Genomic DNA, 26627 nt, shown 5'->3' with positions numbered 1-26627 from the left:
AACTCATTTCTAAAAGTTTTACAGGGTGCACAGTCATATGACGGTATGGATAGTGGTGTCAATCCTTGCGCTGGTTTTAAGCCCCCTGGTGTGGCTGCGCCCTTCGCGCAAGCAGAGTGGCCAGATGGCCCTGCGCATGGAGGCGCGGCGCCTGGGCCTGGCCATGCAGCTGATGCCCCAGGAGTGGCCGCACTGGCTGCCCCAGCAACCTCCCAGCCCCTGCGCCCAGTACTGCCGACCACGGCGCTCGGCCACGGCGGCGCGTTTCTGTTACTGGCAGACTGAGCCGGGTACCTGGCTCAACCAATGGCGTGAACCCTGTGAAGACCCGATACTACTCGCACAGTTCGCCACGTTGCCGGGTAATGTCTACAAGGTTGATGCAGGTCAACAGTTGATCGCCCTGTATTGGGGGGAGCGCGGGGAGGCGAGTGTGCTGGTGGCCATAGACCAGGTGTTGAAAGCCCTCGCGTGAGCGGGGCCCCGAATTCCAGGCAATAAAAAGCCCGATAATCTGCGTCGGGCTGGGGGTGGCCAGGCAGGCCGGTAAGACATTTTTCGCGTGTTTGGTCGCAAGTGTAGTCGCGAAGCGATCTTACGCCCGCGCATTTCAAAATTCCTTTCTTTTTATTTCTCCTCGACGTTTGGTTCGCACCAGGCCCCGGTGTATCTGGCTGTCATGGGCGTGTGCCATGCTGTTGCTGAATGTTGCGCCATCAGTCTTGCCACGGCGTGCGCTGTTATGACGCACGCGTGACCGCAAAGTCGCGTTTTTGCCGCCTTCCAGCGCATTTGACAATTGCCGGTTTTTCCCTGAATGTGTGCATACCCAAATCAAACGGGCGTATGAATTGAGCGTTTGTCTTGTAGGAACGCTCTTACAGAATCCCGAATATCGCGCTGACGGGTGTGTCTGGCAGCGAGGGAGCGGCAACCGGCGTCAAGGCGCCTGCCGGCCTCGCACCAGCGTTTGGCGTGTACAGTTCAGCTTCCATATCGTGGAGATCAGTTGATGATTTACGAAGGTAAAGCCATCACGGTTAAGGCTCTTGAAAGTGGCATCGTCGAATTGAAGTTCGACCTCAAGGGTGAGTCCGTCAACAAATTCAACCGTCTGACCCTGGCCGAATTGCGGCAGGCGGTCGACACCATCAAAGCCGATGCCAGCATCAAGGGCGTGATTGTCAGCAGTGGCAAGGACGTATTCATCGTCGGCGCGGACATCACCGAATTTGTCGACAACTTCAAGCTGCCCGAGGCCGAACTGGTCGCCGGTAACCTGGAAGCCAACCGCATTTTCAGCGACTTCGAAGACCTGGGCGTGCCCACCGTGGCCGCCATCAACGGCATCGCCCTGGGCGGCGGCCTGGAGATGTGCCTGGCCGCGGACTTCCGCGTCATGTCCGCCACCGCCAAGATCGGCCTGCCGGAAGTGAAGCTGGGCATCTACCCAGGCTTCGGCGGCACCGTGCGCCTGCCGCGCATCATTGGTGCCGACAACGCCATCGAGTGGATTGCCTCGGGCAAGGAAAACCGTGCCGATGACGCCCTGAAAGCCGGCGCCGTCGACGCCGTGGTGGCCCCCGAGAAACTGCAGGAAGCTGCCCTGGACCTGGTCAAGCGCGCCATCAGCGGCGAGTTCGACCACAAGGCCCGTCGCCAGCCGAAACTGGACAAGCTCAAGCTCAATGCCATCGAGCAGATGATGGCCTTCGAGACCGCCAAGGGCTTCGTCGCAGGCCAGGCCGGCCCGAACTACCCGGCCCCGGTCGAAGCCATCAAGACCATCCAGAAAGCCGCCAACTTCGGCCGCGAGAAGGCCCTGGAAATCGAAGCCGCCGGTTTCGTGAAAATGGCCAAGACCTCGGCCGCGCAAAGCCTGGTCGGCCTGTTCCTGAATGACCAGGAACTGAAGCGCAAGGCCAAGGCCTACGACGAACTGGCTCACGATGTGAAGCAGGCCGCCGTACTGGGCGCCGGCATCATGGGTGGTGGCATTGCCTACCAGTCCGCCGTCAAGGGCACCCCTATCCTGATGAAAGACATCAACGAGAAGGGTATCGAGCAAGGCCTGGCCGAAGCGTCCAAGCTGCTGGGCAAGCGCGTCGAGAAAGGCCGCCTGACCCCTGCGCAGATGGCCGAGTCGCTCAACGCCATTCGCCCGACCCTGTCGTACGGTGATTTCGGCCACGTCGACATCGTCGTCGAAGCCGTGGTCGAGAACCCCAAGGTCAAGCAGGCCGTGCTGGCTGAAGTCGAAGCCCAGGTCAAGCCGGACACCATCCTGGCGTCCAACACCTCGACCATTTCCATCAGCCTGCTGGCGAAAGCCCTCAAGCGCCCGGAAAACTTCGTCGGCATGCACTTCTTCAACCCGGTGCACATGATGCCGCTGGTGGAAGTCATCCGTGGCGAGAAGTCCAGCGAAGTGGCAGTTGCCACCACCGTGGCCTACGCCAAGAAGATGGGCAAGAACCCGATCGTGGTCAACGACTGCCCGGGCTTCCTGGTGAACCGCGTGCTGTTCCCCTACTTTGGCGGCTTCGCCAAGCTGGTCAGCGCCGGCATCGACTTCGTGCGCGTCGACAAGATCATGGAAAAATTCGGCTGGCCCATGGGCCCGGCCTACCTGATGGACGTGGTCGGCATCGACACCGGCCACCACGGCCGCGACGTGATGGCCGAAGGCTTCCCCGACCGCATGAAGGATGACCGTCGTTCGGCCATCGACGTGCTGTACGAGGCCAACCGCCTGGGCCAGAAGAACGGCAAGGGCTTCTACGCCTACGAGACCGACAAGAAGGGCAAGCCGAAGAAAGTCGCTGACGCCTCGGTACTCGAAGTGCTCAAGCCGATCGTCTACGAGCAGCGTGAGCTGAGCGACGACGACATCCTCAACTGGATGATGATTCCGCTGTGCCTGGAAACCGTGCGTTGCCTGGAAGACGGCATCGTCGAGACCGCGGCCGAGGCCGACATGGGCCTGGTCTACGGCATCGGCTTCCCTCCGTTCCGTGGCGGCGCGCTGCGCTACATCGATTCGCTGGGTGTGGCCAATTTCGTCGCCCTGGCAGACCAGTACGCCGACCTGGGCCCGCTGTACCACCCCACCGCGAAGCTGCGCGAGATGGCCAAGAACGGCCAGAGCTTCTTCGGTTAAGCGCCCAACGACTAGAGCGAGAACGTATTTATGAGCTTGAATCCGAGAGATGTGGTGATTGTCGACTTCGGTCGCACGCCAATGGGCCGCTCCAAGGGTGGCATGCACCGCAACACCCGCGCCGAAGACATGTCGGCGCACCTGATCAGCAAACTGCTTGAGCGCAACGTCAAGGTTGACCCGAGCGAAGTCGAGGACGTGATCTGGGGCTGCGTCAACCAGACCCTGGAGCAGGGCTGGAACATCGCACGCATGGCGTCGCTGATGACCCAGATCCCGCACACTGCGGCCGGCCAGACCGTCAGCCGCCTGTGTGGCTCGTCCATGAGTGCACTGCACACCGCCGCCCAGGCGATCATGACCGGCAACGGCGATGTCTTCGTCGTCGGCGGCGTGGAACACATGGGCCACGTGAGCATGATGCACGGCGTCGATCCCAACCCGCACATGTCCCTGTACGCCGCCAAGGCGTCGGGCATGATGGGCCTGACCGCCGAGATGCTGGGCAAGATGCACGGCATCACCCGCGAAGCCCAGGATGCTTTCGGCCTGCGTTCCCACCAACTGGCCCACAAGGCCACCGTGGAAGGCAAGTTCAAGGACGAGATCATCCCGATGCAGGGGTATGACGAGAACGGTTTCCTCAAGGTCTTCGACTACGACGAGACCATTCGTCCGGACACCACCCTGGAGAGCCTGGCCGCGCTGCGCCCTGCGTTCAACCCCAAAGGTGGCACGGTGACAGCGGGCACTTCGTCGCAAATCACCGACGGTGCCTCTTGCATGATCGTCATGTCGGCCCAACGTGCTCAAGACCTGGGCATTCAGCCGATGGCGGTCATCCGCTCCATGGCGGTGGCCGGCGTCGACCCAGCAATCATGGGCTACGGCCCGGTGCCGGCGACCCAGAAAGCGCTCAAGCGTGCTGGCCTTGCCATCGCTGATATCGACTTCTTCGAGCTCAACGAAGCCTTCGCCGCACAGGCCCTGCCAGTGCTGAAGGATCTGAAAGTGCTCGACAAGATGAACGAGAAGGTTAACCTGCACGGCGGCGCCATTGCCTTGGGCCATCCGTTTGGTTGCTCTGGTGCACGTATTTCGGGCACCCTGTTGAATGTCATGAAGCAGAACAACGGCACCCTCGGGGTGTCCACCATGTGTGTAGGTCTGGGTCAGGGCATCACCACCGTCTTCGAACGCATCTAAGCGTTCGTGTGTCGGCGAACCGGGGCCAGGTGCCCCGGTTTTTGTTTTTCAGCATATTTAGTTCAAGCGAGGCACACATGCAGTTACAGCCAGGGCTCTACCGTCACTACAAGGGGCCTCAATACCGCGTGTTTGGGGTTGCGCGCCATTCCGAGAGCGAGGAAGAGGTGGTCTGCTACCAGGCGCTGTACGGCGAGTTCGGCCTGTGGGTTCGGCCGTTGAGCATGTTCCTGGAGTCGGTCGAAGTTGACGGCGAGCGCGTACCGCGCTTTGCTTTGGTCGAGGCCGAACCGAGCCTGTTCGAGCGGCCCGGCGACGAGATCGCTTGATCATCCGCGCTTGACCTCACTTCGTCGCCACTATATATAGCGGTGCCTCGAAGGCATCAATGCTTTCATTTCTAGCTATTCAGGAATTTTCTGATCCATGGGCAAATCGCTGGTCATTGTGGAATCCCCGGCTAAGGCCAAGACCATCAACAAGTATCTGGGCAACCAATACGTGGTGAAGTCGAGTATCGGCCATATCCGAGACCTGCCCACCAGCGGTTCGGCTAGCGCCACGAAAGAACCGGTGAAGCGTGGCAAGGCCGCGGCCGCCGAGGCACCTGCCTTGTCGCCCAAGGAAAAGGCGCGCAAGCAACTGGTGGCGCGCATGGGTGTCGACCCGGAGCACGGCTGGAAAGCCCACTACGAGATCCTTCCCGGCAAGGAGAAGGTGATCGAGGAGCTGCGCCGGCTCGCCAAGGATGCTGACACCATCTATCTCGCAACCGACTTGGACCGCGAGGGGGAAGCCATTGCCTGGCACCTGCGCGAAGCCATCGGTGGTGATGACAGCCGCTACAAGCGCGTGGTGTTCAACGAAATCACCAAGAAAGCCATCCAGGAGGCGTTCTCCACCCCTGGCGAGCTGGACATCGACCGCGTCAATGCCCAGCAGGCACGCCGCTTCCTCGACCGCGTGGTGGGCTACATGGTCTCGCCGCTGCTGTGGTCGAAGATCGCCCGTGGCCTGTCCGCCGGCCGCGTGCAATCGGTAGCCGTGAAGCTGGTGGTGGAGCGCGAGCGCGAAATTCGTGCGTTCAACCCCGAAGAATATTGGGAGATCCACGCCGACCTGGGCACCGCCAAGAACGCCAAGGTGCGTTTCGAAGTGGCGCGCGAGAAAGGCGAAGCCTTCAAGCCGCTCAACGAAGCCACTGCCATGGCTGCGCTGGAAAAGCTCAAGGCGTCCACCTATAGCATCGTCAAGCGTGAAGACAAACCGACCAGCAGCAAGCCGTCGGCACCGTTCATCACCTCGACCCTGCAGCAGGCTGCCAGCAACCGCCTGGGCTTCGGCGTGAAGAAGACCATGATGATGGCCCAGCGTCTGTACGAAGCCGGCTACATCACCTACATGCGTACTGACTCCACCAACCTTTCCGCCGATGCGGTGGAAATGGCGCGCAGCTACATCGAGAGCGAATTCGGCAAGCAGTACCTGCCCGCCGCGCCCATGGTGTACAGCAGCAAGGAAGGCGCCCAGGAGGCGCACGAAGCCATTCGTCCATCCGACGTCAACACCCATCCCACCAAGCTTGCGGGCATGGAGCGTGACGCCGAGCGCCTGTACGAGCTGATCTGGCGCCAGTTCCTGGCCTGCCAGATGCCGCCTGCGCAATACCTGTCCACCACCGTTACCGTGGCAGCCGGCGAGTTCGAGCTGCGTGCCAAGGGCCGTATCCTCAAGTTCGACGGTTACACCCGCGTAATGCCGCAGATGGCCAAGCCGGGCGATGACGACGTGCTGCCGGAAATGGACCAGGGCGAAGTGCTCAAGCTGATCGAGCTGGACCCCACCCAGCACTTCACCAAGCCGCCGGCGCGCTACTCCGAAGCAAGCCTGGTGAAAGAGATGGAAAAACGCGGTATCGGCCGTCCGTCGACCTATGCTGCCATCATTTCCACCATCCAGGACCGCGGCTACGTGGCCCTGCACAACCGCCGCTTCTACTCCGAGAAGATGGGCGACATCGTCACCGAGCGCCTGTCAGAGAGCTTCTCCAACCTGATGGACTACGGCTTCACCGCCGGCATGGAAGAGAACCTCGACGACGTGGCCCAGGGCGAGCGTGACTGGAAAAACGTGCTGGACGAGTTCTACGGCGACTTCAAGACCAAGCTGGAAGTGGCCGGTTCGGCGGAAAGCGGCATGCGTGCCAACCAGCCGACGCCGACCGACATTACCTGCCGCGAGTGCGGCCGGCACATGATGATCCGGACTGCCTCCACCGGCGTCTTCCTGGGTTGCTCGGGCTACAGCCTGCCACCGAAAGAGCGTTGCAAGGCCACCATCAACCTGGTGCCGGGCGACGAGATTGCCGCCGACGACGAGGGTGAATCCGAGTCGCTGGTACTGCGCGGCAAGCACCGCTGCCCGATCTGCGCCACCGCCATGGACGCCTACCTGCTGGATGAGAAGCGCAAGCTGCACATCTGCGGTAACAACCCTGATTGCGTGGGCTACGAGATCGAGGAAGGCAACTACCGCATCAAGGGCTACGAAGGCCCGAGCCTGGAATGCGACAAGTGCGGCAGCGAGATGCAGCTCAAGACCGGCCGTTTCGGCAAGTTCTTCGGGTGCACCAACCCTGAGTGCAAGAACACCCGCAAGCTGCTGAAAAGCGGCGAGGCGGCGCCGCCGAAAATGGACGCGGTGAAGATGCCGGAGCTCAAGTGCGAGAAGGTCAACGACACCTACGTGCTGCGTGACGGTGCCTCGGGGCTGTTCCTGGCTGCCAGCCAGTTCCCGAAAAACCGCGAGACGCGCGCACCGCTGGTCATCGAGATCATCCCGCACAAGGACGAGATCGATCCCAAGTACCACTTCCTCTGCGAAGCGCCGAAGAAGGACCCTGATGGCCGCCCATCGGTGATCCGCTACAGCCGCAAGACCAAGGAGCAGTACGTGCAGACCGAAGTCGACGGCAAGCCGACCGGCTGGCGCGCGTTCTACGACGGTGACAGCTGGAAGGTGGAAGACAAGCGGGCAAAAGAGAAAGAGCCGGCTTGATTCAGCAGCAATGAAAAAACCGCGCCCAGGCGCGGTTTTTTCATGCCCCGATATTTATCTTGCGAGGCCGGGCATCCATCCCTGAAACTGTCCGTCTGCCCGAATCCCGTCGTTACCGGAGGGTGCCCGCCATGGCCCACGAACTCTACACCCGCACCAATCAGAAAATTTACTTCGCCGGCCTCTCCCTGGAAGCCATGGGCAAGGCCGAGCAGGGCCAGGCCATGAACGCCCTGGCCCGTATCCAGGCCGAGCGCGAATCGGCGCTGTTCCACCTCTACGGCGCGCTGCTGGGCCTGTGCCACGAGATCGCCGGCTTCTACCGCCTGCCACAGGCCGCCACACCGCGTGCCGAGGCGCTGCTGACCCGTGAAGTGTTGGCGCAGATCGCCATTCCGGAAATGGCGGAGCTGGTGGAGTTGGCCGAATCGCCCGGTACCTGGGTATACGAACTGCTGGCGGCCCACGCCGCGCTGCATCGCCCGCCACAGGCGCCGAAGGTGGCGAAGGGCGACGTGACGCAGCCGTTGATCGTGGCGGTGAACCTGGATGCCCCGCAGGAGCCGGAGGAGTTGACCCGTGAGGTGCTGGAAGGCTGGCGTCAACAGCTCAAGAGCCTGGCCATTCGGTACCGTGATGGCCTCAGTGAGTGCTGATTGCGTCTGTGGCTGCTACAATAGCGCCCTCACGTGGAGAACCCCCCTTTATGCCAACGTCCTTTCTTGAAATTGTCGAGCTGCCCGACGGCCGAATTGAACTGCGCCGCGCCGAGGATGAAGGCTCGCTCGTGACCTTGGACTTCTCGGAAGATGCCAAGGCTTTCCTGCAAGGACAGCACGTCGAAGTCGCCAAGGCCATGCTCAGTGTAGGCGTGCAGATGGCCGGCAAGATGGTGGAAGGCGAACTGGAAAAAGACGAAGGGCCGCGCGTCCTTCATTGATCTGGCGCGACTGAGTCTGTGGGAGCTGGCTTGCCTGCGAGCTTTTGATCTTTAAAAGCTCGCTGGCAAGCCAGCTCCCACAGGCGTTTCACCCCATGCGAATATTCAGGCTCTGGGCATCGCCCTGCCGTGCTGCAGCAATCAACTGCTGACGCGCGCTGCCGGCCAGCGGGTTCAACCAGCTGACTACCGTATGGCTACGGCCCAGGCGCAGCGCCTCGCAGGTCAGCTGCAGGGCGCTCTGGCCGCCGCCGGTTTGCAGGATGAGGATGCGCTCGCGGTTGAGCCCAGCATCGCGCAGCCAGGCCTGGGTCAGGCTGGCTGGCGGCACGATCAGGGTCAGCCAGCGGGCGTTTTGCTCCTCGCTGAGTTCGCGCAGCATGGGGGCCAGCAGGTTCAGGCAGTTCCCGGCAGCGCCACGCAATGACACTTCACTGAAGACCTCGGGCTGCGGCGCCGTCCAGGGCACTTCGGTTGCGTGGGTGAACAGCGGCGCCACCGGTTGAGCCATGAAAGCCTCGAACAGGGACAGTTGGGCCGGTTGCATCGAGTGTGGGAACTGCATGTAGCCTCCTTTATCGGCGTATTACGCCGACGCTCAAGCCTTCGATGACCAGGTCCTGATCCTTGAGGTTGACTTCGATGGGTGCGAACTCGGGGTTCTCCGCCAGCAGCCAGACCTTGCTGCCTTCGCGCTTGAAGCGCTTCACGGTGACCTCGTCGCCGATGCGCGCCACCACGATCTGGCCGTTGCGGGCCTCGCGGCAGGTGTGCACGGCCAGCAGGTCGCCATCGAAGATGCCGACGTCCTTCATGCTCATGCCGTGCACGCGCAGCAGGTAGTCGGCGCGGGGGTGGAAGAACGTGGGGTTGATGTTGCAGGATTCCTCGATGTGCTGTTGGGCCAGGATCGGCGCACCGGCAGCAACCCGGCCAATGATGGGTAGGGTGGATTCGTCGGCCTTGGCCTCGAAACCGGGAATGCGAATGCCGCGGGACGCGCCCGGGGTCATTTCGATGGCCCCCTTGCGCGCCAGCGCCTTGAGGTGTTCTTCAGCGGCGTTCGGCGACTTGAAACCCAGTTCCTGGGCGATTTCCGCACGGGTAGGCGGGAAGCCGTTGTCGTCGAGGCAGCGCTTGATGAAAGCCAGGATCTCGGCTTGGCGTGGCGTCAGTTTCAGCATGTCGATCGCTCTGTCTTTTTATACAGTGACTGGGATTATATACAGTATGCAGGGCTTGGCAATCCTGCAGTGGTCACCGCTCGTCCTCCAGGCGCCTGGATGCCGCCCGGCGGCTGGTTCGCGGCGAATCGCCGAGAGTCGGGCGAAACCCCCGCCTGCTGTGGTTAAATACGTGACCGACCAGACACAAAACGCCTGCCCAGGCTTGACAGGGCAGGGGTATGAAACGTATGTTTCAAACAAGTGTTTGTCAGGTGGAATTAGCATGGCCCAGTCGGAAACCGTTGAACGCATACTCGACGCTGCCGAGCAGTTGTTCGCGGAAAAAGGTTTTGCCGAAACCTCGTTGCGGCTGATCACCAGCAAGGCCGGGGTAAACCTGGCGGCGGTGAATTATCATTTCGGCTCGAAGAAAGCCCTCATCCAGGCCGTTTTCTCGCGCTTCCTCGGGCCGTTCTGTGCAAGCCTCGAGCGTGAGCTGGACCGCCGCCAGGCGCGTCCCGAGCACAAGGCCAACCTTGAGGAACTGCTGGAAATCCTGGTGGAGCAGGCCATGGTGGTGCAGCCGCGCAGCGGCGACGACCTGTCCATCTTCATGCGCCTGCTGGGCCTGGCCTTCAGCCAGAGCCAGGGCCACCTGCGCCGTTACCTGGAAGACATGTACGGCAAGGTGTTCCGCCGCTACATGCTGCTGGTCAACGAAACCGCGCCGCGCATTCCGCCGCTGGAGCTGTTCTGGCGCGTGCACTTCATGCTTGGCGCCGCCGCCTTCAGCATGTCCGGCATCAAGGCCCTGCGCGCCATTGCCGAGACCAATTTCGGCATCGACACCTCCATTGAGCAGGTCATGCGCCTGATGGTGCCGTTCCTCGCCGCCGGCATGCGCGCCGACAGCGGCGTAACCGACGAAGCCATGGCCAGCGCGCAATTGCGCCCGCGCAGCAAGTCGACGCCGACCCTGGCCAAGGCCTGAAACAATTGACGGTGGGCGCGGCGGGCAGCTTCCGCTAAGCTAGCCGCCCATGCCTATTCTGAACCTGCGGCGTCGTCCAGGCGCCGTGATTTCCCCCTTGCTGATCGACCCCCGCGTGGCCCCAGGCTGCGTGGGGCGGCACGCATGCACCCGCGAATCAAGGACTACCCCATGACTTCCCGCCTTCAAGGCTCGTTGATGGTCGATATCGCCGGCACCTGGCTGACCGCCGAAGACCGCCACCTGCTGCGCCAGCCCGAAGTGGCCGGCCTGATCATCTTCGCCCGCAACATCGAGCACGCGCGCCAGGTGCGCGAGCTGACCGCGTCCATCCGCGCCATTCGCCCGGACCTGATTCTGGCCGTGGACCAGGAAGGCGGCCGGGTGCAGCGCCTGCGCCAGGGCTTCGTGCGCCTGCCAGCCATGCGTGCGCTGGCCGACAACGCCAATGCCGAGTACCTGGCCGAGCAGTGCGGCTGGATCATGGCCACCGAAGTGCTGGCCGTGGGCCTGGACCTGAGCTTCGCCCCGGTGCTGGACCTGGACCACCAGCGCAGCGCCGTGGTGGGCAGCCGCGCCTTCGAGGGCAACCCCGAGCGCGCCGCCGCCCTGGCCGGTGCGTTCATCAAGGGCATGAACGCCGCCGGCATGGCCGCGTGCGGCAAGCACTTCCCTGGCCATGGCTGGGCCGAGGCCGATTCCCACGTGGCCATTCCCACCGACGAGCGCAGCCTTGAGCAGATTCGCGCGCTGGACCTGGTGCCGTTTGCGCGCCTGAGCAAGCAACTGGCGGCGGTGATGCCGGCCCACGTCATCTACCCGCAGGTCGACAGCCAGCCTGCCGGCTTCTCGCGCCGCTGGCTGCAGGACATCCTGCGCGGCGAGCTGCAATTCGACGGCGTGATCTTCAGCGACGACCTGTCCATGGCGGGCGCCCACGTGGTCGGCGACGCTGCCAGCCGCATCGAGGCGGCCTTGACCGCCGGTTGCGACATGGGCCTGGTGTGCAACGACCGCGCTGCCGCAGAGCTGGCGCTCAGCGCCGCCCAGCGCCTGCAGGTGCAGCCGTCGCCGCGCATCGCCGGCATGCGTGGCCAGGCGTTCAGCAACGTCGAATACCGCCAGAACCCACGCTGGCTGACTGCCGTAGCAGCGCTGCGCGACGCCCAACTGATCGACTGAGGGTAATTCATGACTGTCTACGCGATTATCGGCGGCACCGGCCTGACCCAGCTCGAAGGGCTGACCATCACCCGCAGCCTGGCCCTGGACACGCCCTACGGCGCGCCCTCGGCCGATATCCTGCAGGGCGAGTATGCCGGCCACGAGGTGCTGTTCCTGGCCCGTCACGGCCACCCGCACCGGGTGCCGCCGCACAAGGTCAACTACCGCGCCAACGTCTGGGCATTGAAGCAGGCGGGCGCCCAGGCAATCCTGGCCGTCAATGCGGTGGGTGGCATTCACCCGGCCATGGGCACCGGGCATTTGTGCGTGCCGCACCAGTTGGTGGACTACACCAGCGGGCGCGAGCACACCTTCTTCGCCGATGACCTGGAGCAGGTCACCCACATCGACTTCAGCTACCCCTACACCGAAGCGCTGCGCACCCGGCTGATCTCTGCCCTGGCTGCGCAGGGCCTGGCCTACAGTGATTTTGGCGTGTACGCCTGCACCCAGGGGCCGCGCCTGGAAACCGCGGCGGAGATCGTGCGGCTGGAGCGCGATGGTTGCGACATCGTCGGCATGACCGGCATGCCCGAAGCGGCCCTGGCGCGCGAGTTGGGGCTGGATTACGCCTGCCTGGCGTTGGTGGTGAACCCGGCGGCGGGCAAGTCGACGGCGGTGATCACCATGGCCGAGATCGAGCAGGCCCTGCACGACGGCATGGGTAAGGTAAAGGCCACCCTGGCCCACGTCCTGGCAGCCCCGGCCACCCGCCCGTAATCGGGCGCTGCCGCAGGCTGCGTCCGGCCCCAACGCAATCTCCCTGGAAGTACGCGGCGCCCCCGGACGCGGCCTTGCGGCCGCTGCTACGGTGGGCGGCGGCCGGTCACGACGCAACTTTCCGAAAATACGCGGTTTATTTCGGTTTGCGCGGCTTGCGGCCGGGCAGGGGTTCGAACAGCGCGTCGATGTCTTCGGGGGCCAGCTTCCAGTCGCCGGCCTCGCGGCCATCGAGGATGCCCGAGGCCAGCGCCGATTTTTCCGATTGCAGGTGCTGGATCTTCTCCTCCACCGTGCCGCGGGTGATCAGTTTGTAGACGAACACCGGTTTCTCCTGGCCAATGCGGTACGCACGGTCGGTGGCCTGGTGCTCGGCGGCCGGGTTCCACCATGGGTCGTAGTGGATCACCGTGTCGGCGGCGGTCAGGTTCAGGCCTACGCCGCCAGCCTTCAGGCTGATGAGGAAGATCTGCACCTTGCCTTTCTGGAAGTCCTGCACCGGTATGCGACGGTTCTTGGTAGAGCCGGTCAGCAGCGCGTACTCGATGCCGCGGTGCTGCAGTTCCTGCTCGATCAGCCCCAGCATCGAGGTGAACTGCGAGAACAACAGGATGCGCCGGTTCTCCAGCAGCAGCTCTTCAAGCATTTCCATCAGGCTGGCCAGCTTGCCCGAGCTGTGGCCGGGGCGGGGAGGGGCGACGCTGTTGACCAGGCGCAGGTCGCAGCACACCTGGCGCAGCTTGAGCAGCGCCTCCAGGATGATGATCTGGCTGCGCGCCACGCCCTTGCGGGTGATCTCCTCGCGCACTTTGCGGTCCATGGCCAGGCGCACGGTCTCGTACACATCGCGCTGCGCCTCGTTGAGTTCCACCCAATGGGTGATCTCGGTCTTGGCCGGCAGTTCGGTGGCCACCTGCTCCTTGGTGCGGCGCAGCAGGAACGGCTTGATGCGCGCGTTGAGGTGCTGCAGGCGCTCTTGGTCGCCGTGTTTCTCGATGGGCACGCGGTAGTCGCGGTTGAACGCCTTGGCGTCGCCCAGCCAGCCCGGCAACAGGAAGTGGAACAGCGACCACAGCTCGCCCAGGTGGTTTTCCAGCGGCGTGCCGCTCAGGCACAGGCGCTGGCGCGCACGCAGCTGTCGCGCGGCCTGGGCGGCCTTGCTGCCGGGGGTCTTGATGTACTGGGCCTCGTCGAGAATCAGCACGTGCAGCGGCACCTTGCTCAGCGCCTCCAGGTCCTTGGGAAGCAAGGCGTAGGTGGTCAGCAGCACGTCGTAGTCGAACAGGTGATCGAAATGCTTCTTGCGCCCGGCGCCGTGCAAGGCCGCCACGCGCAAGGTGGGGGCGAAGCGCTGGGCCTCGTCCTGCCAGTTGGGGATCAGGCTGGTGGGCATCACCACCATGGCCGGCCGGTCCAGGCGCCCGGCATTCTTTTCGCACAGCAGGTGCGCCAGGGTCTGCAGGGTCTTGCCCAGGCCCATGTCGTCGGCGAGGATGCCGCCCACTTCCAGCTCGCGCAGCGCCTGCATCCAGCTCAGGCCTTCGTGTTGATAGGGGCGCAGCGTGGCCTTGAGGTCGGCGGGCGCCACGGCAGGCTGGGTGCGGATATCGCGCAGGCGTTCGGCAAAGCCCCGCAGGCGCTCGCCGCCCTCCCAGTTCAGCGGCAGCTCCTTGAGCGCGTTCAGCCGCGTGGCGTCGGGCGTGGGCAGGCGCAGGCGGGTTTCGCCCGGCTCGCGCAGGTAGAAGTCGCCCAGGGTCGCCAGCACCGGCTTCAGGCGGCCGTAGGGCAGGGCCACCTGGATCAGCTTGGGCCTGTTGGCCTGGGGGCTGTGCACCGGCACCAGAATCTGTTCGTCGTCGCGGCGCCGCGCCAGCTGCGCCGGGTTCAGCAGCTCGGGGTGGGTGCGCAGCAGGTTGATCAGGATGGGCAGCAGGCTCAGGCGCTCGCCGTTGACCACAATGCCCAGTTCCAGGTCGAACCAGTCGCGGTCGCCCGCCTCGTCGATCACCGCGTACCAGTCGTCCACCGGCGTCAGGTCGAAGGCAAAGTCGTCCGAATACTCAATTTCCCAGCCCTGGTCGCGCAGCACCGGCAGGTCGTTGAGCACAAAGCGCAGCCAGGCGCTGTCGTTGGGCAGCTCGAAGATGTCGCCGGCGCTTTCCGGCAGCGCCTTGCTTTGCCGGGTGGCGATGCGGAAGCCCAGGCCCTGCAGGGTCTCGCGCAGCAGTTTTTCGCTCAGGGGTTGGCGGGAGACGGCCGGTTCGTGAGGCATGCGGCTGCTGGACACATAGTGACCGGCATAGCCGAACGCCAGCGCGGCGCGGTGCTGGATATGCCGCTGCATGCGGCCGTTGCGCGGTTCAAACGCGCTGAACTCGACGCTGCCCAGCCACAAGCGTGGCCGGGGTTCGAGGGTGGTCAGGTGTTCGGACATTTAGCTGGCAGACACCTTGTTCAAAACAGCGGTACTCATGCGGACTTCGGCGTCAGGCGCTCGAACAGCGCCTCCAGGGTGTTGAAGCGCTCTTCGGCACGCTCCATCGGCACCATGAACTTGAACAGCGTGGCGCCTTCGAATTTGTAGCGGTTGGGTTGGCCCTGGATCAGCTTGATCAGCACCAGCGGGTCCACCGGCGTCTCGGCGGCGAACTCGATGCGGCCGCCCTGCGGCCCGGCGTCGACCTTCTTGATGCCCAGGGTTTCCGCCTGCAGCTTGAGCAGGGTCAGGCGCACCAGGTTCTTGGTCGGTTCGGGCAGCAGGCCGAAGCGGTCGATCATCTCCACCTGCAGGTCCTTGAGGCCATCCTCGTCCACCGCCGAGGCGATGCGCTTGTACAGGATCAGCCGCGCATGCACGTCGGGCAGGTAGTCCTCGGGAATCAGTGCCGGCAGGCGCAGGTTGATTTCCGGGCCACCGCCCAGCGGCTGGTCGAGGTTGGGCTGCTCGCCCTTGCGGATGGCCTTCACCGCACGTTCCAGCATTTCCATGTACAGGGTGAAGCCCACGGCCTGGATCTGGCCGCTCTGGCCTTCGCCCAGCAGCTCGCCGGCGCCGCGGATTTCCAGGTCGTTGGTGGCCAGCACGAAGCCTGCGCCCAGGTCCTGGGTGTTGGCGATGGCCTCCAGGCGCTTCTCGGCGTCCGGGGTGATCTGTTGCCGGGGCGGCGTCAGCAGGTAGGCGTAGGCTTGGTGGTGGCTGCGGCCTACGCGGCCACGCAGCTGGTGCAGCTGGGCCAGGCCGAATTTGTCGGCGCGCTCGATGATGATGGTGTTGGCGCTGGGCACGTCGATGCCGGTCTCGATGATGGTCGAGGCAATCAGCACGTTGAAGCGCTTGTGGTAGAAGTCGCTCATCACCTGTTCGAGTTCGCGCTCGCGCATCTGCCCGTGGCCGATGCCGATGCGCGCCTCCGGCACCAGTTCGGCGAGGTCGGCGGCGCACTTCTCGATGGTCTTCACGTCGTTGTGCAGGTAGTACACCTGGCCGCCGCGCAGCAGTTCACGCAGCAGCGCTTCTTTCACGGTGCTCTTGTTCTGCTCCATGACGAAGGTGCGCACCGACAGCCGCCGCGCGGGCGGGGTGGCAATGATGGACAGGTCGCGCATGCCCGACACCGCCATGTTCAGCGTGCGCGGGATGGGCGTGGCGGTCAGGGTGAGGATGTCGACTTCGCTGCGCAGAGCCTTGAGCTGCTCTTTCTGGCGCACGCCGAAACGGTGTTCCTCGTCGATGATCACCAGGCCCAGGTTCTTGATCTTGACGTCGTCCTGCAGCAGCTTGTGGGTGCCGATGACGATATCGATCTTGCCTTCGGCCAGCTCTTCCACGGCGGCGCTGACTTCCTTGGCGGACTTGAAGCGGCTCATCACCTCGACACGCACCGGCCAGTCGGCGAAACGGTCGCGGAAGCTGTTGTAGTGCTGCTGGGCGAGCAGGGTGGTGGGCACCAGGATGGCCACCTGGCGGCCGCCGTGCACGGCGATGAACGCCGCACGCATGGCCACCTCGGTCTTGCCGAAGCCGACGTCGCCGCACACCAGGCGGTCCATGGGCTTGGGCGCGAGCATGTCGTCGCGCACCGCTTCGATGGCGGTCTGCTGGTCCGGGGTTTCCTCGAAGGGGAAGCCGGCGCTGAAGGTGGCGTAGTCCAGCGACGGGTCGGCGAACGCATAGCCCTTGCGCGCGGCACGGCGGGCGTAGATATCGAGCAGCTCGGCGGCCACGTCGCGCACCTGTTCGGCGGCCTTGCGCTTGGCTTTCTGCCAGGTTTCCGAGCCCAGCCGGTGCAGCGGCGCCAGGGCGTCATCGCTGCCGGTGTAGCGGGCAATCAGGTGCAGGTTGGCCACCGGCACGTACAGCTTGGCGTTCTCGGCGTATTCCAGGGTGAGGAATTCGGCCACCTGGTTTTCGATTTCCAGGGTCGCCAGGCCCAGGTAGCGGCCCACACCGTGGTCGATGTGCACCACCGGCGCGCCTTCGCGCAGCTCGGCAAGGTTCTTGATGACCGCGTCGTTGTTGCCGTCGGTGCGTTTTTCCCGGCGGCGGCGCTGCATCACGCGCTGCCCGAACAGCGGGCTCTCGGCCACCAGCGCCAGGGCCGGGTCGTCCAGCACCAGGCCTTCGTCCAGCGGCGCGATGGTGATGGCCAGGCGGTCCTTGCCGCCGGCAAAGTCGGCCCAGCCATCGACGGTTTTCGGTTTCAGCTTGAGGCGGTCCAGCAGCTCCAGCAGCACTTCGCGGCGGCCGGCCGATTCGGCCGTGAACAGCACGCGGCCAGGAAACTGGTCGAGGAAGTTCGACAGCGCCGCCAGCGGCTGGTTGGCTTTCGCCTCGATGGCAAGGTTGGGCAGTACCTGCGCCGGGAAGCGGTCGCGGCCCGCGCCAGGCTCGATGTCGGCCTGGCTGACCACCACGCGCGGCCAGCCCTTGAGGCGGGCGAAACAGTCTTCCACCGGCAGGAACAGCTCGGCCGGCGGCAGCAGCGGGCGCTGCTTGTCGATCTTGCGTTCCTCGTAGCGGTTGCGCACGTCGTTCCAGAAGTTTTCCGCCGCCTGCTCGATGCCTGGCAGCGAGAACACCTGGGTGTCCTGGGGCAGGTAGTCGAACAGCGTCGAGGTGTCTTCGAAGAACAGCGGCAGGTAGTACTCAATGCCGGCCGGGGTGATGCCGCTGCTCAGGTCCTGAAAGATCGGCGTGCGGCGGAAGTCGACATCGAAACGCTCGCGGAAGCGCGCCTTGAAGCGCGTCACGGCTTCCTTCTGCAGCGGGAACTCGCGGGCCGGCAGCAGGCGCACCGAGTCCACCTTGTCGATGGAACGCTGGGTTTCCGGGTCGAAGGTGCGCAGGGTCTCGATTTCGTCATCGAACAGGTCGATGCGGTACGGCAGCTTGCTGCCCATGGGGAACAGGTCGATCAGCGCGCCGCGCACGGTGAACTCGCCGTGCTCGTACACCGTGTCCACGTAGCGGTAGCCGCTGGCCTCCAGGCGCGTGCGCATCTGCTCCACGTCCAGCTTCTGGCCCACGTCCAGTACCAGGCTGCTGCCGAGCAGGAATTGCGTCGGCGCCAGCCTGTGTAGGGCAGTGGTGACAGGCACTACCAAAACACCATGATCCAGCTCCGGCAGCCGGTACAGGCTGGCGATTCGCTGGGAAATGATGTCCTGGTGGGGCGAGAACAGGTCGTAGGGCAGCGTTTCCCAGTCGGGGAAATGCAGCACGGGCAGGTCCGGGGCGAAGAAGCGCAGCTCCTGCTCCAGCCGGTCGGCACTTTGGCTGTCGGCGGTCAGCAGCAGGGTAAAGCGCTTGGCGGCGCTGGCGGCTTCGGCAATGGCCAGGCTCAGGGCGGCCCCTGGCAGGTTGCCCCAGGTGTGTTTCCCCGCGGTGGAGGACAGTAGCGGTAGACGCAGGACAGGCACGGGCGGTCAGGCTCCAGGCGTTGCGACAAAGACAACGATTGTACCGGCCCTTGGCCGGGCTGTCAGTTTCGACCGCTCGAAAACGAAACCTTGGCGCAAAAGCCCGGTCTATGAGCCTGTGTCGACAGGCGCTCATTGCTCCAGCGTGCGCTCGAAGTCATAATGTAGCCCCTTTTTTCTGTCCCTACATGTGGAAGGTTCCCGTGACTCAGAAGCCCGACCAGTGTCTTGGTGAATGGATCGATCGTGAAGCGCTCGCCGAGGCGATGATTCCGCTGATCGGTCAGCTCTACCGCAATAACAACGTGGTGAGCTCGATCTATGGCCGCAGCCTGATCAACCGTTCCGTCATTCAGATCCTCAAGGCCCACCGCTTTGCGCGTCACCGCCAGGCCGACGAAATCGAATTGTCTGTCCACGAGACGTTCCCCCTGCTCAAGGCCATGAGCGAGCTGAAACTGGGCGCCGCCTCGGTGGACCTGGGCCGCCTGGCCAACAAGTTCAAGGAACAGGGCAACGGCCGCACGGCCGAGCAGTTCGTCCGTGAGGAAATGGCCGACATCGTCGGTCAGCAGAACGCTTCCCCACGCAAGGGCAAGGACGTCGTGCTGTACGGTTTCGGTCGCATCGGCCGCCTGCTGGCACGCATCCTGATCGAGAAGACCGGTGGCGGCGACGGCCTGCGCCTGCGGGCCATCGTCGTGCGCAAGGGCGCCGAAAACGACCTGGTCAAGCGCGCCAGCCTGCTGCGTCGCGACTCGGTGCACGGCCCGTTCGACGGCACCATCACCATCGACGAAGCCAACAGCACCATCACCGCCAATGGCAACCTGATCCAGGTTATCTACGCGAAGAACCCGTCCGAAGTCGACTACACCCAGTACGGCATCAGCGACGCGCTGCTGGTGGACAACACCGGCGTATGGCGTGACGCCGACGGCCTGGGCCAGCACCTGGCCTGCCCGGGTGTCGACCGCGTGGTGCTGACCGCACCGGGCAAGGGCAAGCTGAAGAACATCGTCCACGGCATCAACCATGGCGAAATCACCGCTGACGACAAGATCGTTTCCGCGGCGTCCTGCACCACCAACGCCATCGTGCCGGTGCTCAAGGCCGTCAACGACAAGTTCGGCATCGTCAATGGCCACGTCGAAACCGTTCACTCGTACACCAACGACCAGAACCTGATCGACAACTTCCACAAGGGGTCGCGCCGTGGCCGCAGCGCCGCGCTGAACATGGTAATCACCGAGACCGGCGCTGCCACCGCTGCTGCCAAGGCGCTGCCTGAGCTGGCCGGCAAGCTGACCGGCAACGCCATTCGCGTACCGACGCCGAACGTCTCGATGGCCATCCTGAACCTGAACCTGGAAAAGGCCACCACTCGCGAAGAGATCAACGAGTACCTGCGCCAGATGGCCATGCACTCGGACCTGCACAAGCAGATCGACTTCGTGAACTCCCAGGAAGTGGTGTCCACCGACTTCGTGGGCTCGCGCCACGCCGGTGTGGTTGATGCCGAGGCGACTATCGCCAATGACAACCGCGTTGTGCTGTACGTTTGGTACGACAACGAATTCGGTTACAGCTGCCAGGTAGTGCGGGTGATGGAAGACATGGCGGGTGTGAACCCGGCTGCGTTCCCACGCTAAGCGCTAGCTTCAGCTTCAAATGAAAAAGCCCCGGCAGTGATGCTGGGGCTTTTTTTTGGGGGGCATCTCGAAATCCCGAGAAATCACAGCAGGGCCACACCAATCCAACGCCGGCCAAATAAAACGGTCCCGGGAGATGGTACTGGAATGGCACGCTGAAAACAGATGGTAGGAGCGGCCTGTGGCCGCGAAGCGCCGCGCGGGCGGCGCGCGATTTTGTAGGCGCAGGGGGAACAGCGGCTGGCGCTTATTGACCTCACCACTATTTCACGACATGCATTCAAGGGCTTTGCGATCCTCCGGTAGGTCGATCGCACTGGGTTCAAAAGTCCCCGGGTTGATATCGCGTCATGGCCGCGAAGTGCCAGCCGATGCTTATTCGGCGCTCATGAAACCGTGCGCCGCCCGCGCGGCGCTTCCCGGGCACGGCCCGGTCCTACTGTTTGTTTTCAGCGTGCCATTCCAGTGGCATCTCCCGGGGGCGCCTTGTTTGTCCGGCCGCATTTGCTGCAGAGGTCATGCCCTCGCTGCCTCAGCCGTCCGCACCGCATGCCTATTCCCATGAAACAACACCAACGTCGCCACCAACCCCAAAACCGCGGCACCACTCAACCAGATCCCCGGTGCCGCCTTGTTGTCCAGCACATGGATCAGGTAGGTGCAGGCTGCCGGGGTAAACCCGCCGAACGTGGCGGTGGCCAGGCTGTAGGCCAGCGAAAACCCGGTGGTCCGCACCTCCACCGGCATGATCTCGGTCAGCGCCACCACCATGGCGCCGTTGTAGCTGCCGTACAGGAACGACAACCACAGCTCCACCGTCAGCAACCGCTCAAAGCTGGGCGCCTGCACCATCCAGTTGAGGGTGGGGTAGGCCGTGAGAATCGCCAGTATGGTCGCCGCCAGCAGCAGCGGCTTGCGGCCGATGCGGTCGGACACCGCACCCATCACCGGTAGCCAGAAGAAGTTCGACAGGCCGATCAGCACCGTCACCAGCAGCGCGTCGAAGTCGGACAGGTGCAGTTCGGCCTTGCCGAAGGTGGGGGTGTAGGCGGTGATCAGGTAGAACGACACCGTGGTCATTACCACCAGCGCCATGCCGGCCAGTACCAGGCCGAAGTTCTGGCCGATGGAACGCACGATCTCCCTGAGGCTGGGGCGGTGCTTGCGCGCCTGGAATTCCGGGGTTTCTTCCAGTGAGCGGCGGATCATGAAGATGGCCGGCACGATCATGCAGCCGATCAGGAAAGGCACGCGCCAGCCCCAGTCGCCCATCTGTTCGGGGCTCAGCCAATGGTTCAGGCCCACGCCCAACAGCCCGGCGAACACCACGGCGGCCTGTTGGCTGGCTGACTGCCAGCTGACGAAGAAGCCCTTGCGGCCGGGCGTGGCTATTTCCGCCAGGTACACCGACACGCCGCCCAGCTCCACGCCCGCCGAGAAGCCCTGCAGCAGGCGGCCCAGCAGCACCAGCAAAGGCGCCGCCACGCCGAGGGTGGCGTAGCCGGGCACGCAGGCGATCAGTACGGTGCCCATGGCCATCATCGCCAGGGTCACGATCAACCCTTGGCGGCGGCCATGGCGGTCGATGTAGGCGCCAAGGAAAATTGCCCCCAGGGGGCGCATCAGGAAGCCGGCGCCGAAGGTCGCCAACGACAGCATCAGCGAGGCGAAGGCGTTGTCGGAAGGGAAGAAGGTCTTGGCGATGGCAGTGGCGTAGAAGCCATACACCATGAAGTCGAACATTTCGAGGAAGTTGCCGCTGACAACGCGAAATATCGCCTTGCCCTTACCGGTAGTCGAGGCCATGGGGATGCACTCACTGCTGTGTGGAGGTTGTTGCGGCCGTCAAGCACAGGCTTTTGCCGGATTTTGGCCGGTCGGCGGAAAATAATTTGTAACAAGATGTATAAGTGTAGGTCCTGGCGGGGATTCTGCTTGGGAGGTGTAACGTTTCAGCCGATCACTCAAGACGCCCGAGGCTGCAAAAGTGCCTCGCGCAAATTGTCAGAAAGGCCCCTGGGGGCCAGCCAGATGTTCAGGTATAGGCGTGCCAAGTCCTTGTCTTTGCTGGCAAAAATCACCTGGCCGTTACGCTCCAGGGTCAGCCCGGATACGCCTTCATAGGTAAGGGCATATCGGTCACCGGCATGGATGTCGGTGAAGCTTTGGTGCAGGCGGTTTATTTCCGGCTGGGCTGCGCGCAGCTGGCCGGGGTTGGCCTGGCGCAGCAGGGTGCGGGTGGCAGCCTTGATCACGTCGGCGCGGTCGATGTTGTGGAAGTAGAACAGCTCCAGGCGCTGGTCGCGCAGGCCGTCCACCGCCTGTTGCGGGCTGACGTCGGCCTCGCTGTAGAAGGCGGCGGCGTAGACATCGACGAATAGGTAATTGAGCAATGCCTGGCTTTTGCGCTGCAATGTCGGCGCCTGGCCCCACTGCGTGGCGAAATTGGCCTCGGTGAGGCGGTCGGCGCTGTTGCCCCAGGCCAGGGCGCAGAAGAAGAGCAGAAGCAACAGCGGCTTGTGGCGCATAATGGCGTCTTCCTCGAATGTCTGCCTCAAGGTTAAGTCAAAATTCGCCTGCCCATGCGCCTTGCCCGTCCTTTTCTTCTGCTCAACCTGCTGGCCACGCTGGCGGGTTGCAGCGGTGGCGACCCGGTGGAGTCCTTCAGTGGGCCCACCATGGGCAGCCGTTACAACATTCAGTATGTGCCTACGGCGCACACGCCACGGCCGCGCCAGGTACAGGCCGAGGTGGAACGCGTGCTCGGCGAGCTCGACCAGCAGCTGTCGCTGTACCGCGACGACTCGGAGCTGGTGCGCTTCAATGCGCTGCCCGCCGACAGTTGCCGGGTAATGCCGCCGGCGGTGCTGGAGCTGGTGCAGTACGGGCAGTCACTGTCCAGTGCCAGCGACGGTGCCTACGACCAGACCGTGGGGCCGCTGATGAACCTCTGGGGCTTCGGCCCGCAAAGCCACCTGCAGCAGGTGCCGCGCCCGGCCGTGCTGGCCCTGACCCGCCAGCGCGTGGGTTACCGCCATTTGAGTATCAGCGGCAACCAGCTGTGCAAGGACGCGGCGGTGCAGGTGGACCTCAACAGCGTGGCTGCCGGCTATGCGGTGGAGCGCATCGGCGCGCGCCTGCAGGCGCTGGGCATCGGCAGCTACCTGGCCGAGGCTACCGGCGAGCTGAAAGCGGCGGGGCGCAAGCCCGACGGCAGCGCCTGGCAAGTCAGCGTGCCCACGCCCGGGGTGGAAAACCAGCAGGCCAGCCAGACCCTGGGGGTGGATGGCTATGGCGTGTCTACCTCGGCCGAACACCGGCATTACTTCGTGCACGAAGAGCGGCGCTATTCCCACCTGCTGGATGCGCGCACCGGCGCGCCCGTCACCCACGACCTGGCGTCGGTGACCGTCATTCATCCTTCGGCGTTGTCGGCCGATGGCCTGTCGACGCTGTTGATGATCCTGGGGCCCGAGCAGGGCTGGAATTACGCCCTGGGCCATGACATCGCCGCGTTGTTCGTGCGGCGCGAGGGTCAGCTGTTGTCCAGCCGGCCGACGCCTGCATTCGAACGAATGGCTGCAGCAGGAAAAGTTGATCATTGACGCGCAGGTGATAGCCTTTGACGCGACCAAGGGTTAATGTTCGCGGCGTTTACGCTTCTATAGACTGCATCCCCGAGTTTTCGATGCCGCACTGGCGGCATGTTGAGCCGGAGGTACCAGAGTGGTGCCTCGGCCTGTTCTGAAGGAGTACGCATGGCTGTCTACAACTATGATGTAGTGGTGCTGGGTTCCGGGCCCGCGGGTGAAGGCGCGGCAATGAACGCCGCCAAGGCGGGGCGCAAGGTGGCGATGGTCGACAGCCGCCGCCAGGTCGGCGGCAACTGCACCCACCTGGGCACCATCCCGTCCAAGGCCTTGCGTCACTCGGTCAAGCAGATCATCCAGTTCAACACCAACCCCATGTTCCGGGCCATTGGCGAGCCGCGCTGGTTCTCGTTCCCCGACGTGCTGAAAAGTGCCGAACAGGTGATCGCCAAGCAAGTGGCCTCGCGCACCACCTATTACTCGCGTAACCGTGTCGACGTGTTCTTCGGCACCGGCAGCTTCTCCGACGAGCAGACCATCGAAGTGATCTGTGCCAACGGCGCCCAGGAAAAACTGGTGGCCAAGCAGATCATCATCGCCACCGGCTCGCGTCCATACCGCCCGGCCGACATCGATTTCCACCACTCGCGTATCTACGACAGCGACACCATCCTCAGCCTCACCCACACCCCGCGCAAGCTGATCATCTACGGCGCCGGGGTCATCGGCTGCGAATACGCGTCGATCTTCAGTGGCCTGGGCGTGCTGGTGGAACTGGTGGACAACCGCGAGCAGTTGCTGAGCTTCCTGGATTCGGAAATCTCCCAGGGCCTGAGTTACCACTTCAGCAACAACAACGTCATGGTTCGCCATAACGAGGAATACGACCGCGTCGAAGGCCTGGAAAATGGCGTGGTGCTGCACTTGAAGTCCGGCAAGAAAATCAAGGCCGACGCCTTGCTGTGGTGCAACGGCCGTACCGGCAACACCGACAAGCTGGGCCTGGAAAACATCGGCATCAAGGTCAATGGCCGTGGCCAGATCACGGTCGACGAAGCCTACCGCACCAGCGTGCCGACCATTTATGGCGCGGGCGACGTGATCGGCTGGCCAAGCCTGGCCAGTGCCGCCTATGACCAGGGCCGTTCGGCCGCGGGCAGCCTGGTGGACAATGGCAGCTGGCGCTACGTGAACGACGTGCCGACCGGCATCTACACCATTCCCGAGATCAGCTCCATCGGCAAGACCGAGGCCGAGCTGACCCAGGCCAAGGTGCCATACGAGGTGGGCAAGGCGTTCTTCCGCGGCATGGCCCGCGCGCAGATCTCCGGCGAGCCGGTGGGTATGCTGAAGATCCTGTTCCACCGCGAAACCCTGGAAATCCTCGGCGTGCACTGCTTCGGTGACCAGGCTTCGGAAATCGTGCACATTGGCCAGGCCATCATGAACCAGCCGGGCGAGCTCAATACCCTGAAGTATTTCGTCAACACCACCTTCAACTACCCGACCATGGCCGAAGCCTATCGGGTAGCGGCCTACGACGGCCTGAACCGGCTTTTTTGAGCGGCTCCGGCCGGTGGCCTGAGCCGGCCGGGGATACCGATTTCAGCGATTCCCGAGCGTGGCAGTGGCCAAACCGGGAAAGTCTGTAATCAGGCTGTCAACGCCGAAGTCGGCGAGCCTGCGCATCAGCGCCGGCTCGTTGACCGTCCACACCGACACATGCAACCCCTGGCGCTGGGCCTTGATCAGGCGCTCGGGGGTGCAGTGGGTCCAGTTCAGCGCCAACAGATTGCAACCATAGTTCTGGGCGACCTTCAGCGGGTCGAGCCAGGCGTATTCGGCCACCAGGCCGCGCGCCAGGTCCGGGGTCAGTTCGGCGGCGGCGCGCAGCACTTCGCGGGAGCTTGAGGTGATGGTCACCTTGTCCAGCAGCCCGTATTCCTGAGCCAGTTCGCGAATTGCCAGCACCGTGGTGGCGGCGCGGGTGCGCGAGGCACTCTTCACTTCCAGCTGCCAGTGCTCGAAATCACAGGCCTTGAACAGGTCTTCCAGGCGCGGGATAGGGCAGGGCTGCACCCAGCCCGGGCCGCCCCTGCGCGCGTCGTAGGTGACCAGGTCGGCGGCGTCGTGTTCCACCACCTTGCCGCGGCGGTCGGTGGTGCGTTTCAGGGTGGTGTCGTGGATGACCATCAACTGGCCGTCGCGCGACAGGTGCAGGTCCAGTTCGCAACGGCGCACGCCGTGCTTGAGGCATTCCTGGAAACTGGTGAGGGTGTTTTCCGGTGCTTCGCCTTTGGCGCCGCGGTGGCCATAAATAAGGGTCACGTCTGTTCCTTCAAAAAATGCAGAAGTCGGAGGAGGGCTGAAACTCAGGCACCCGAGGGATCGTTTTGTTCACGTTCGCGGCGCCGTTCGGCGGCCTGTTTTTGCAGGATGTAACGGGCCAGCAGTTGGCGCTGGGCGTCACTGATGTCATCGAACTCGGTGCCGACCTCGAACTGGCCGTCGGGCTTGGCATCGCAATGGGTAACCTTGGCCCGCAGCAGCAAGCCCAGGGCCTGGGGCATCAGCGCCATTTTCACCGACACGCGGGTGCCCGGGGCAATGGCCTGGGCCTGGCGGAATTCCACGCCACCTTCGGACAGCACCACCGGCTGCGGCTCGCCGATGTGCCCCAGGATGGTCTGCGCCACCACCTGGCTCAGCAGGTCGATGCGCTTGTTCTGGGCCTTGAGGAAGTTGCCCAGGGTGCGGTCGCTGTCGCTGAGTTGGCGCAGCAGGTGCTGGGACTCGAATTCGCTGAGGTGCAATTCGCTGAGCAGGTTGAACAGCGGTGAAGCATCTTGCAACAAGTCCGTGCCTGCGGCATCGGCAGCCGAAAGCGGTTGAATTTCCAGTGCGATCCTATCGTCGATACGGTAGTATTCGCGGCGATCTTCTTCATCTAATGTCGACATGGCGAACCCATGGTAGCGGCGGTGGTCTGAGTGTAAAGCTGC

The 26627-nt window shown here is 63.8% G+C and carries 20 protein-coding genes and 2 pseudogenes; 14 read left to right on the top strand and 8 right to left on the bottom strand.

Annotated features, from left to right (window positions below; translation table 11 throughout):
* Positions 1-37 precede the first annotated feature (37 nt).
* The 7 genes from AC0SZ7_RS19850 to AC0SZ7_RS19820 all read left to right on the top strand — a co-directional run bounded on the left by AC0SZ7_RS19850 (position 38) and on the right by AC0SZ7_RS19820 (position 8363).
* Entirely contained in the window at positions 38-475 is a 438-nt protein-coding gene (locus AC0SZ7_RS19850) for a hypothetical protein (RefSeq protein WP_475505984.1), read from the top strand.
* A gap of 537 nt (positions 476-1012) precedes the next feature.
* A complete protein-coding gene (gene fadB / locus AC0SZ7_RS19845; protein ID WP_475505983.1) occupies positions 1013-3160 on the top strand; it encodes a fatty acid oxidation complex subunit alpha FadB in 2148 nt (715 codons plus the stop codon).
* Between the two features lie 30 nt (positions 3161-3190).
* A complete protein-coding gene (gene fadA, locus AC0SZ7_RS19840) occupies positions 3191-4366 on the top strand; it encodes an acetyl-CoA C-acyltransferase FadA (protein WP_475505982.1) in 1176 nt (391 codons plus the stop codon).
* A gap of 77 nt (positions 4367-4443) precedes the next feature.
* Positions 4444-4695 (top strand): DUF1653 domain-containing protein, encoded by a 252-nt coding sequence (locus tag AC0SZ7_RS19835; RefSeq protein WP_475505981.1) that lies wholly within the window; start codon positions 4444-4446, stop codon positions 4693-4695.
* Between the two features lie 97 nt (positions 4696-4792).
* Positions 4793-7423, top strand: coding sequence for a type I DNA topoisomerase (gene topA, locus AC0SZ7_RS19830; protein ID WP_475505980.1), 2631 nt, complete (start codon positions 4793-4795; stop codon positions 7421-7423).
* Between the two features lie 131 nt (positions 7424-7554).
* The gene (locus AC0SZ7_RS19825) at positions 7555-8079 is read left to right on the top strand and encodes a DUF6586 family protein (RefSeq protein ID WP_475505979.1); all 525 of its coding nucleotides are present in this window, start codon (positions 7555-7557) and stop codon (positions 8077-8079) included.
* Between the two features lie 50 nt (positions 8080-8129).
* On the top strand, positions 8130-8363 hold the full coding sequence (locus tag AC0SZ7_RS19820; protein ID WP_475505978.1) for a hypothetical protein: 234 nt from the start codon (positions 8130-8132) through the stop codon (positions 8361-8363).
* A gap of 88 nt (positions 8364-8451) precedes the next feature.
* On the opposite strand, the gene sulA is transcribed toward AC0SZ7_RS19820, so the two are convergent.
* Positions 8452-8928 (bottom strand): SOS-induced cell division inhibitor SulA, encoded by a 477-nt coding sequence (sulA, locus tag AC0SZ7_RS19815; RefSeq protein WP_475505977.1) that lies wholly within the window; start codon positions 8926-8928, stop codon positions 8452-8454.
* 10 nt (positions 8929-8938) lie between these two features.
* Positions 8939-9547, bottom strand: a complete 609-nt coding sequence (gene lexA, locus AC0SZ7_RS19810; RefSeq protein ID WP_027978423.1) for a transcriptional repressor LexA — start codon at positions 9545-9547, stop codon at positions 8939-8941.
* On the opposite strand from lexA, the pseudogene AC0SZ7_RS19805 reads away from it, so the two are divergent.
* The 4 genes and pseudogenes from AC0SZ7_RS19805 to AC0SZ7_RS19790 form a co-directional block, all read left to right on the top strand.
* A pseudogene (locus AC0SZ7_RS19805) lies at positions 9504-10415 on the top strand (TetR/AcrR family transcriptional regulator); the annotation flags it as partial. The gene lexA and the pseudogene AC0SZ7_RS19805 overlap by 44 nt on opposite strands.
* Before the next feature lie 38 nt (positions 10416-10453).
* Positions 10454-10558 (top strand): annotated as a pseudogene (locus AC0SZ7_RS19800) (hypothetical protein); the annotation flags it as partial.
* A 133-nt stretch (positions 10559-10691) separates the two neighbouring features.
* Complete coding sequence (gene nagZ / locus AC0SZ7_RS19795) at positions 10692-11702, top strand: beta-N-acetylhexosaminidase (protein WP_475505976.1); 1011 nt, start codon at positions 10692-10694, stop codon at positions 11700-11702.
* 9 nt (positions 11703-11711) lie between these two features.
* On the top strand, positions 11712-12464 hold the full coding sequence (locus tag AC0SZ7_RS19790) for an S-methyl-5'-thioinosine phosphorylase (RefSeq protein ID WP_475505975.1): 753 nt from the start codon (positions 11712-11714) through the stop codon (positions 12462-12464).
* Positions 12465-12600: 136 nt separating this feature from the next.
* Here the strand turns inward: AC0SZ7_RS19790 and AC0SZ7_RS19785 are convergent, their stop codons facing one another.
* Positions 12601-14898: a DEAD/DEAH box helicase gene (locus AC0SZ7_RS19785; protein WP_475505974.1), complete on the bottom strand. Its 2298-nt coding sequence runs from the start codon at positions 14896-14898 to the stop codon at positions 12601-12603.
* 35 nt (positions 14899-14933) lie between these two features.
* Positions 14934-18383, bottom strand: coding sequence for a transcription-repair coupling factor (mfd, locus tag AC0SZ7_RS19780; protein ID WP_475505973.1), 3450 nt, complete (start codon positions 18381-18383; stop codon positions 14934-14936).
* A 188-nt stretch (positions 18384-18571) separates the two neighbouring features.
* Here mfd and AC0SZ7_RS19775 point away from each other — a divergent pair, with 188 nt between their 5' ends.
* A complete protein-coding gene (locus AC0SZ7_RS19775; RefSeq protein ID WP_475505972.1) occupies positions 18572-20035 on the top strand; it encodes a glyceraldehyde-3-phosphate dehydrogenase in 1464 nt (487 codons plus the stop codon).
* Positions 20036-20551: 516 nt separating this feature from the next.
* Here the strand turns inward: AC0SZ7_RS19775 and tcuC are convergent.
* Both tcuC and AC0SZ7_RS19765 read right to left on the bottom strand, forming a co-directional pair.
* Complete coding sequence (gene tcuC, locus AC0SZ7_RS19770) at positions 20552-21841, bottom strand: tricarballylate/proton symporter TcuC (protein WP_475505971.1); 1290 nt, start codon at positions 21839-21841, stop codon at positions 20552-20554.
* Between the two features lie 158 nt (positions 21842-21999).
* A complete protein-coding gene (locus AC0SZ7_RS19765; protein WP_475505970.1) occupies positions 22000-22563 on the bottom strand; it encodes a chalcone isomerase family protein in 564 nt (187 codons plus the stop codon).
* A gap of 54 nt (positions 22564-22617) precedes the next feature.
* On the opposite strand from AC0SZ7_RS19765, the gene AC0SZ7_RS19760 reads away from it, so the two are divergent.
* Together AC0SZ7_RS19760 and sthA are read left to right on the top strand one after the other, a co-directional pair.
* Entirely contained in the window at positions 22618-23640 is a 1023-nt protein-coding gene (locus AC0SZ7_RS19760) for an FAD:protein FMN transferase (protein WP_475505969.1), read from the top strand.
* Positions 23641-23793: 153 nt separating this feature from the next.
* A complete protein-coding gene (gene sthA / locus AC0SZ7_RS19755; RefSeq protein WP_475505968.1) occupies positions 23794-25188 on the top strand; it encodes a Si-specific NAD(P)(+) transhydrogenase in 1395 nt (464 codons plus the stop codon).
* A gap of 42 nt (positions 25189-25230) precedes the next feature.
* On the opposite strand, the gene AC0SZ7_RS19750 is transcribed toward sthA, so the two are convergent.
* Both AC0SZ7_RS19750 and AC0SZ7_RS19745 read right to left on the bottom strand, forming a co-directional pair.
* A complete protein-coding gene (locus tag AC0SZ7_RS19750) occupies positions 25231-25953 on the bottom strand; it encodes a glycerophosphodiester phosphodiesterase (RefSeq protein ID WP_475505967.1) in 723 nt (240 codons plus the stop codon).
* Between the two features lie 44 nt (positions 25954-25997).
* A complete protein-coding gene (locus AC0SZ7_RS19745) occupies positions 25998-26585 on the bottom strand; it encodes a PilZ domain-containing protein (protein ID WP_475505966.1) in 588 nt (195 codons plus the stop codon).
* Between the last annotated feature and the right edge of the window lie 42 nt (positions 26586-26627).

This window comes from Pseudomonas sp. JC1203, from assembly GCF_056175065.1.
The sequence above is the reverse complement of the archived record's forward strand: the minus strand, read 5'-3'. Positions and strand labels throughout refer to the sequence as shown.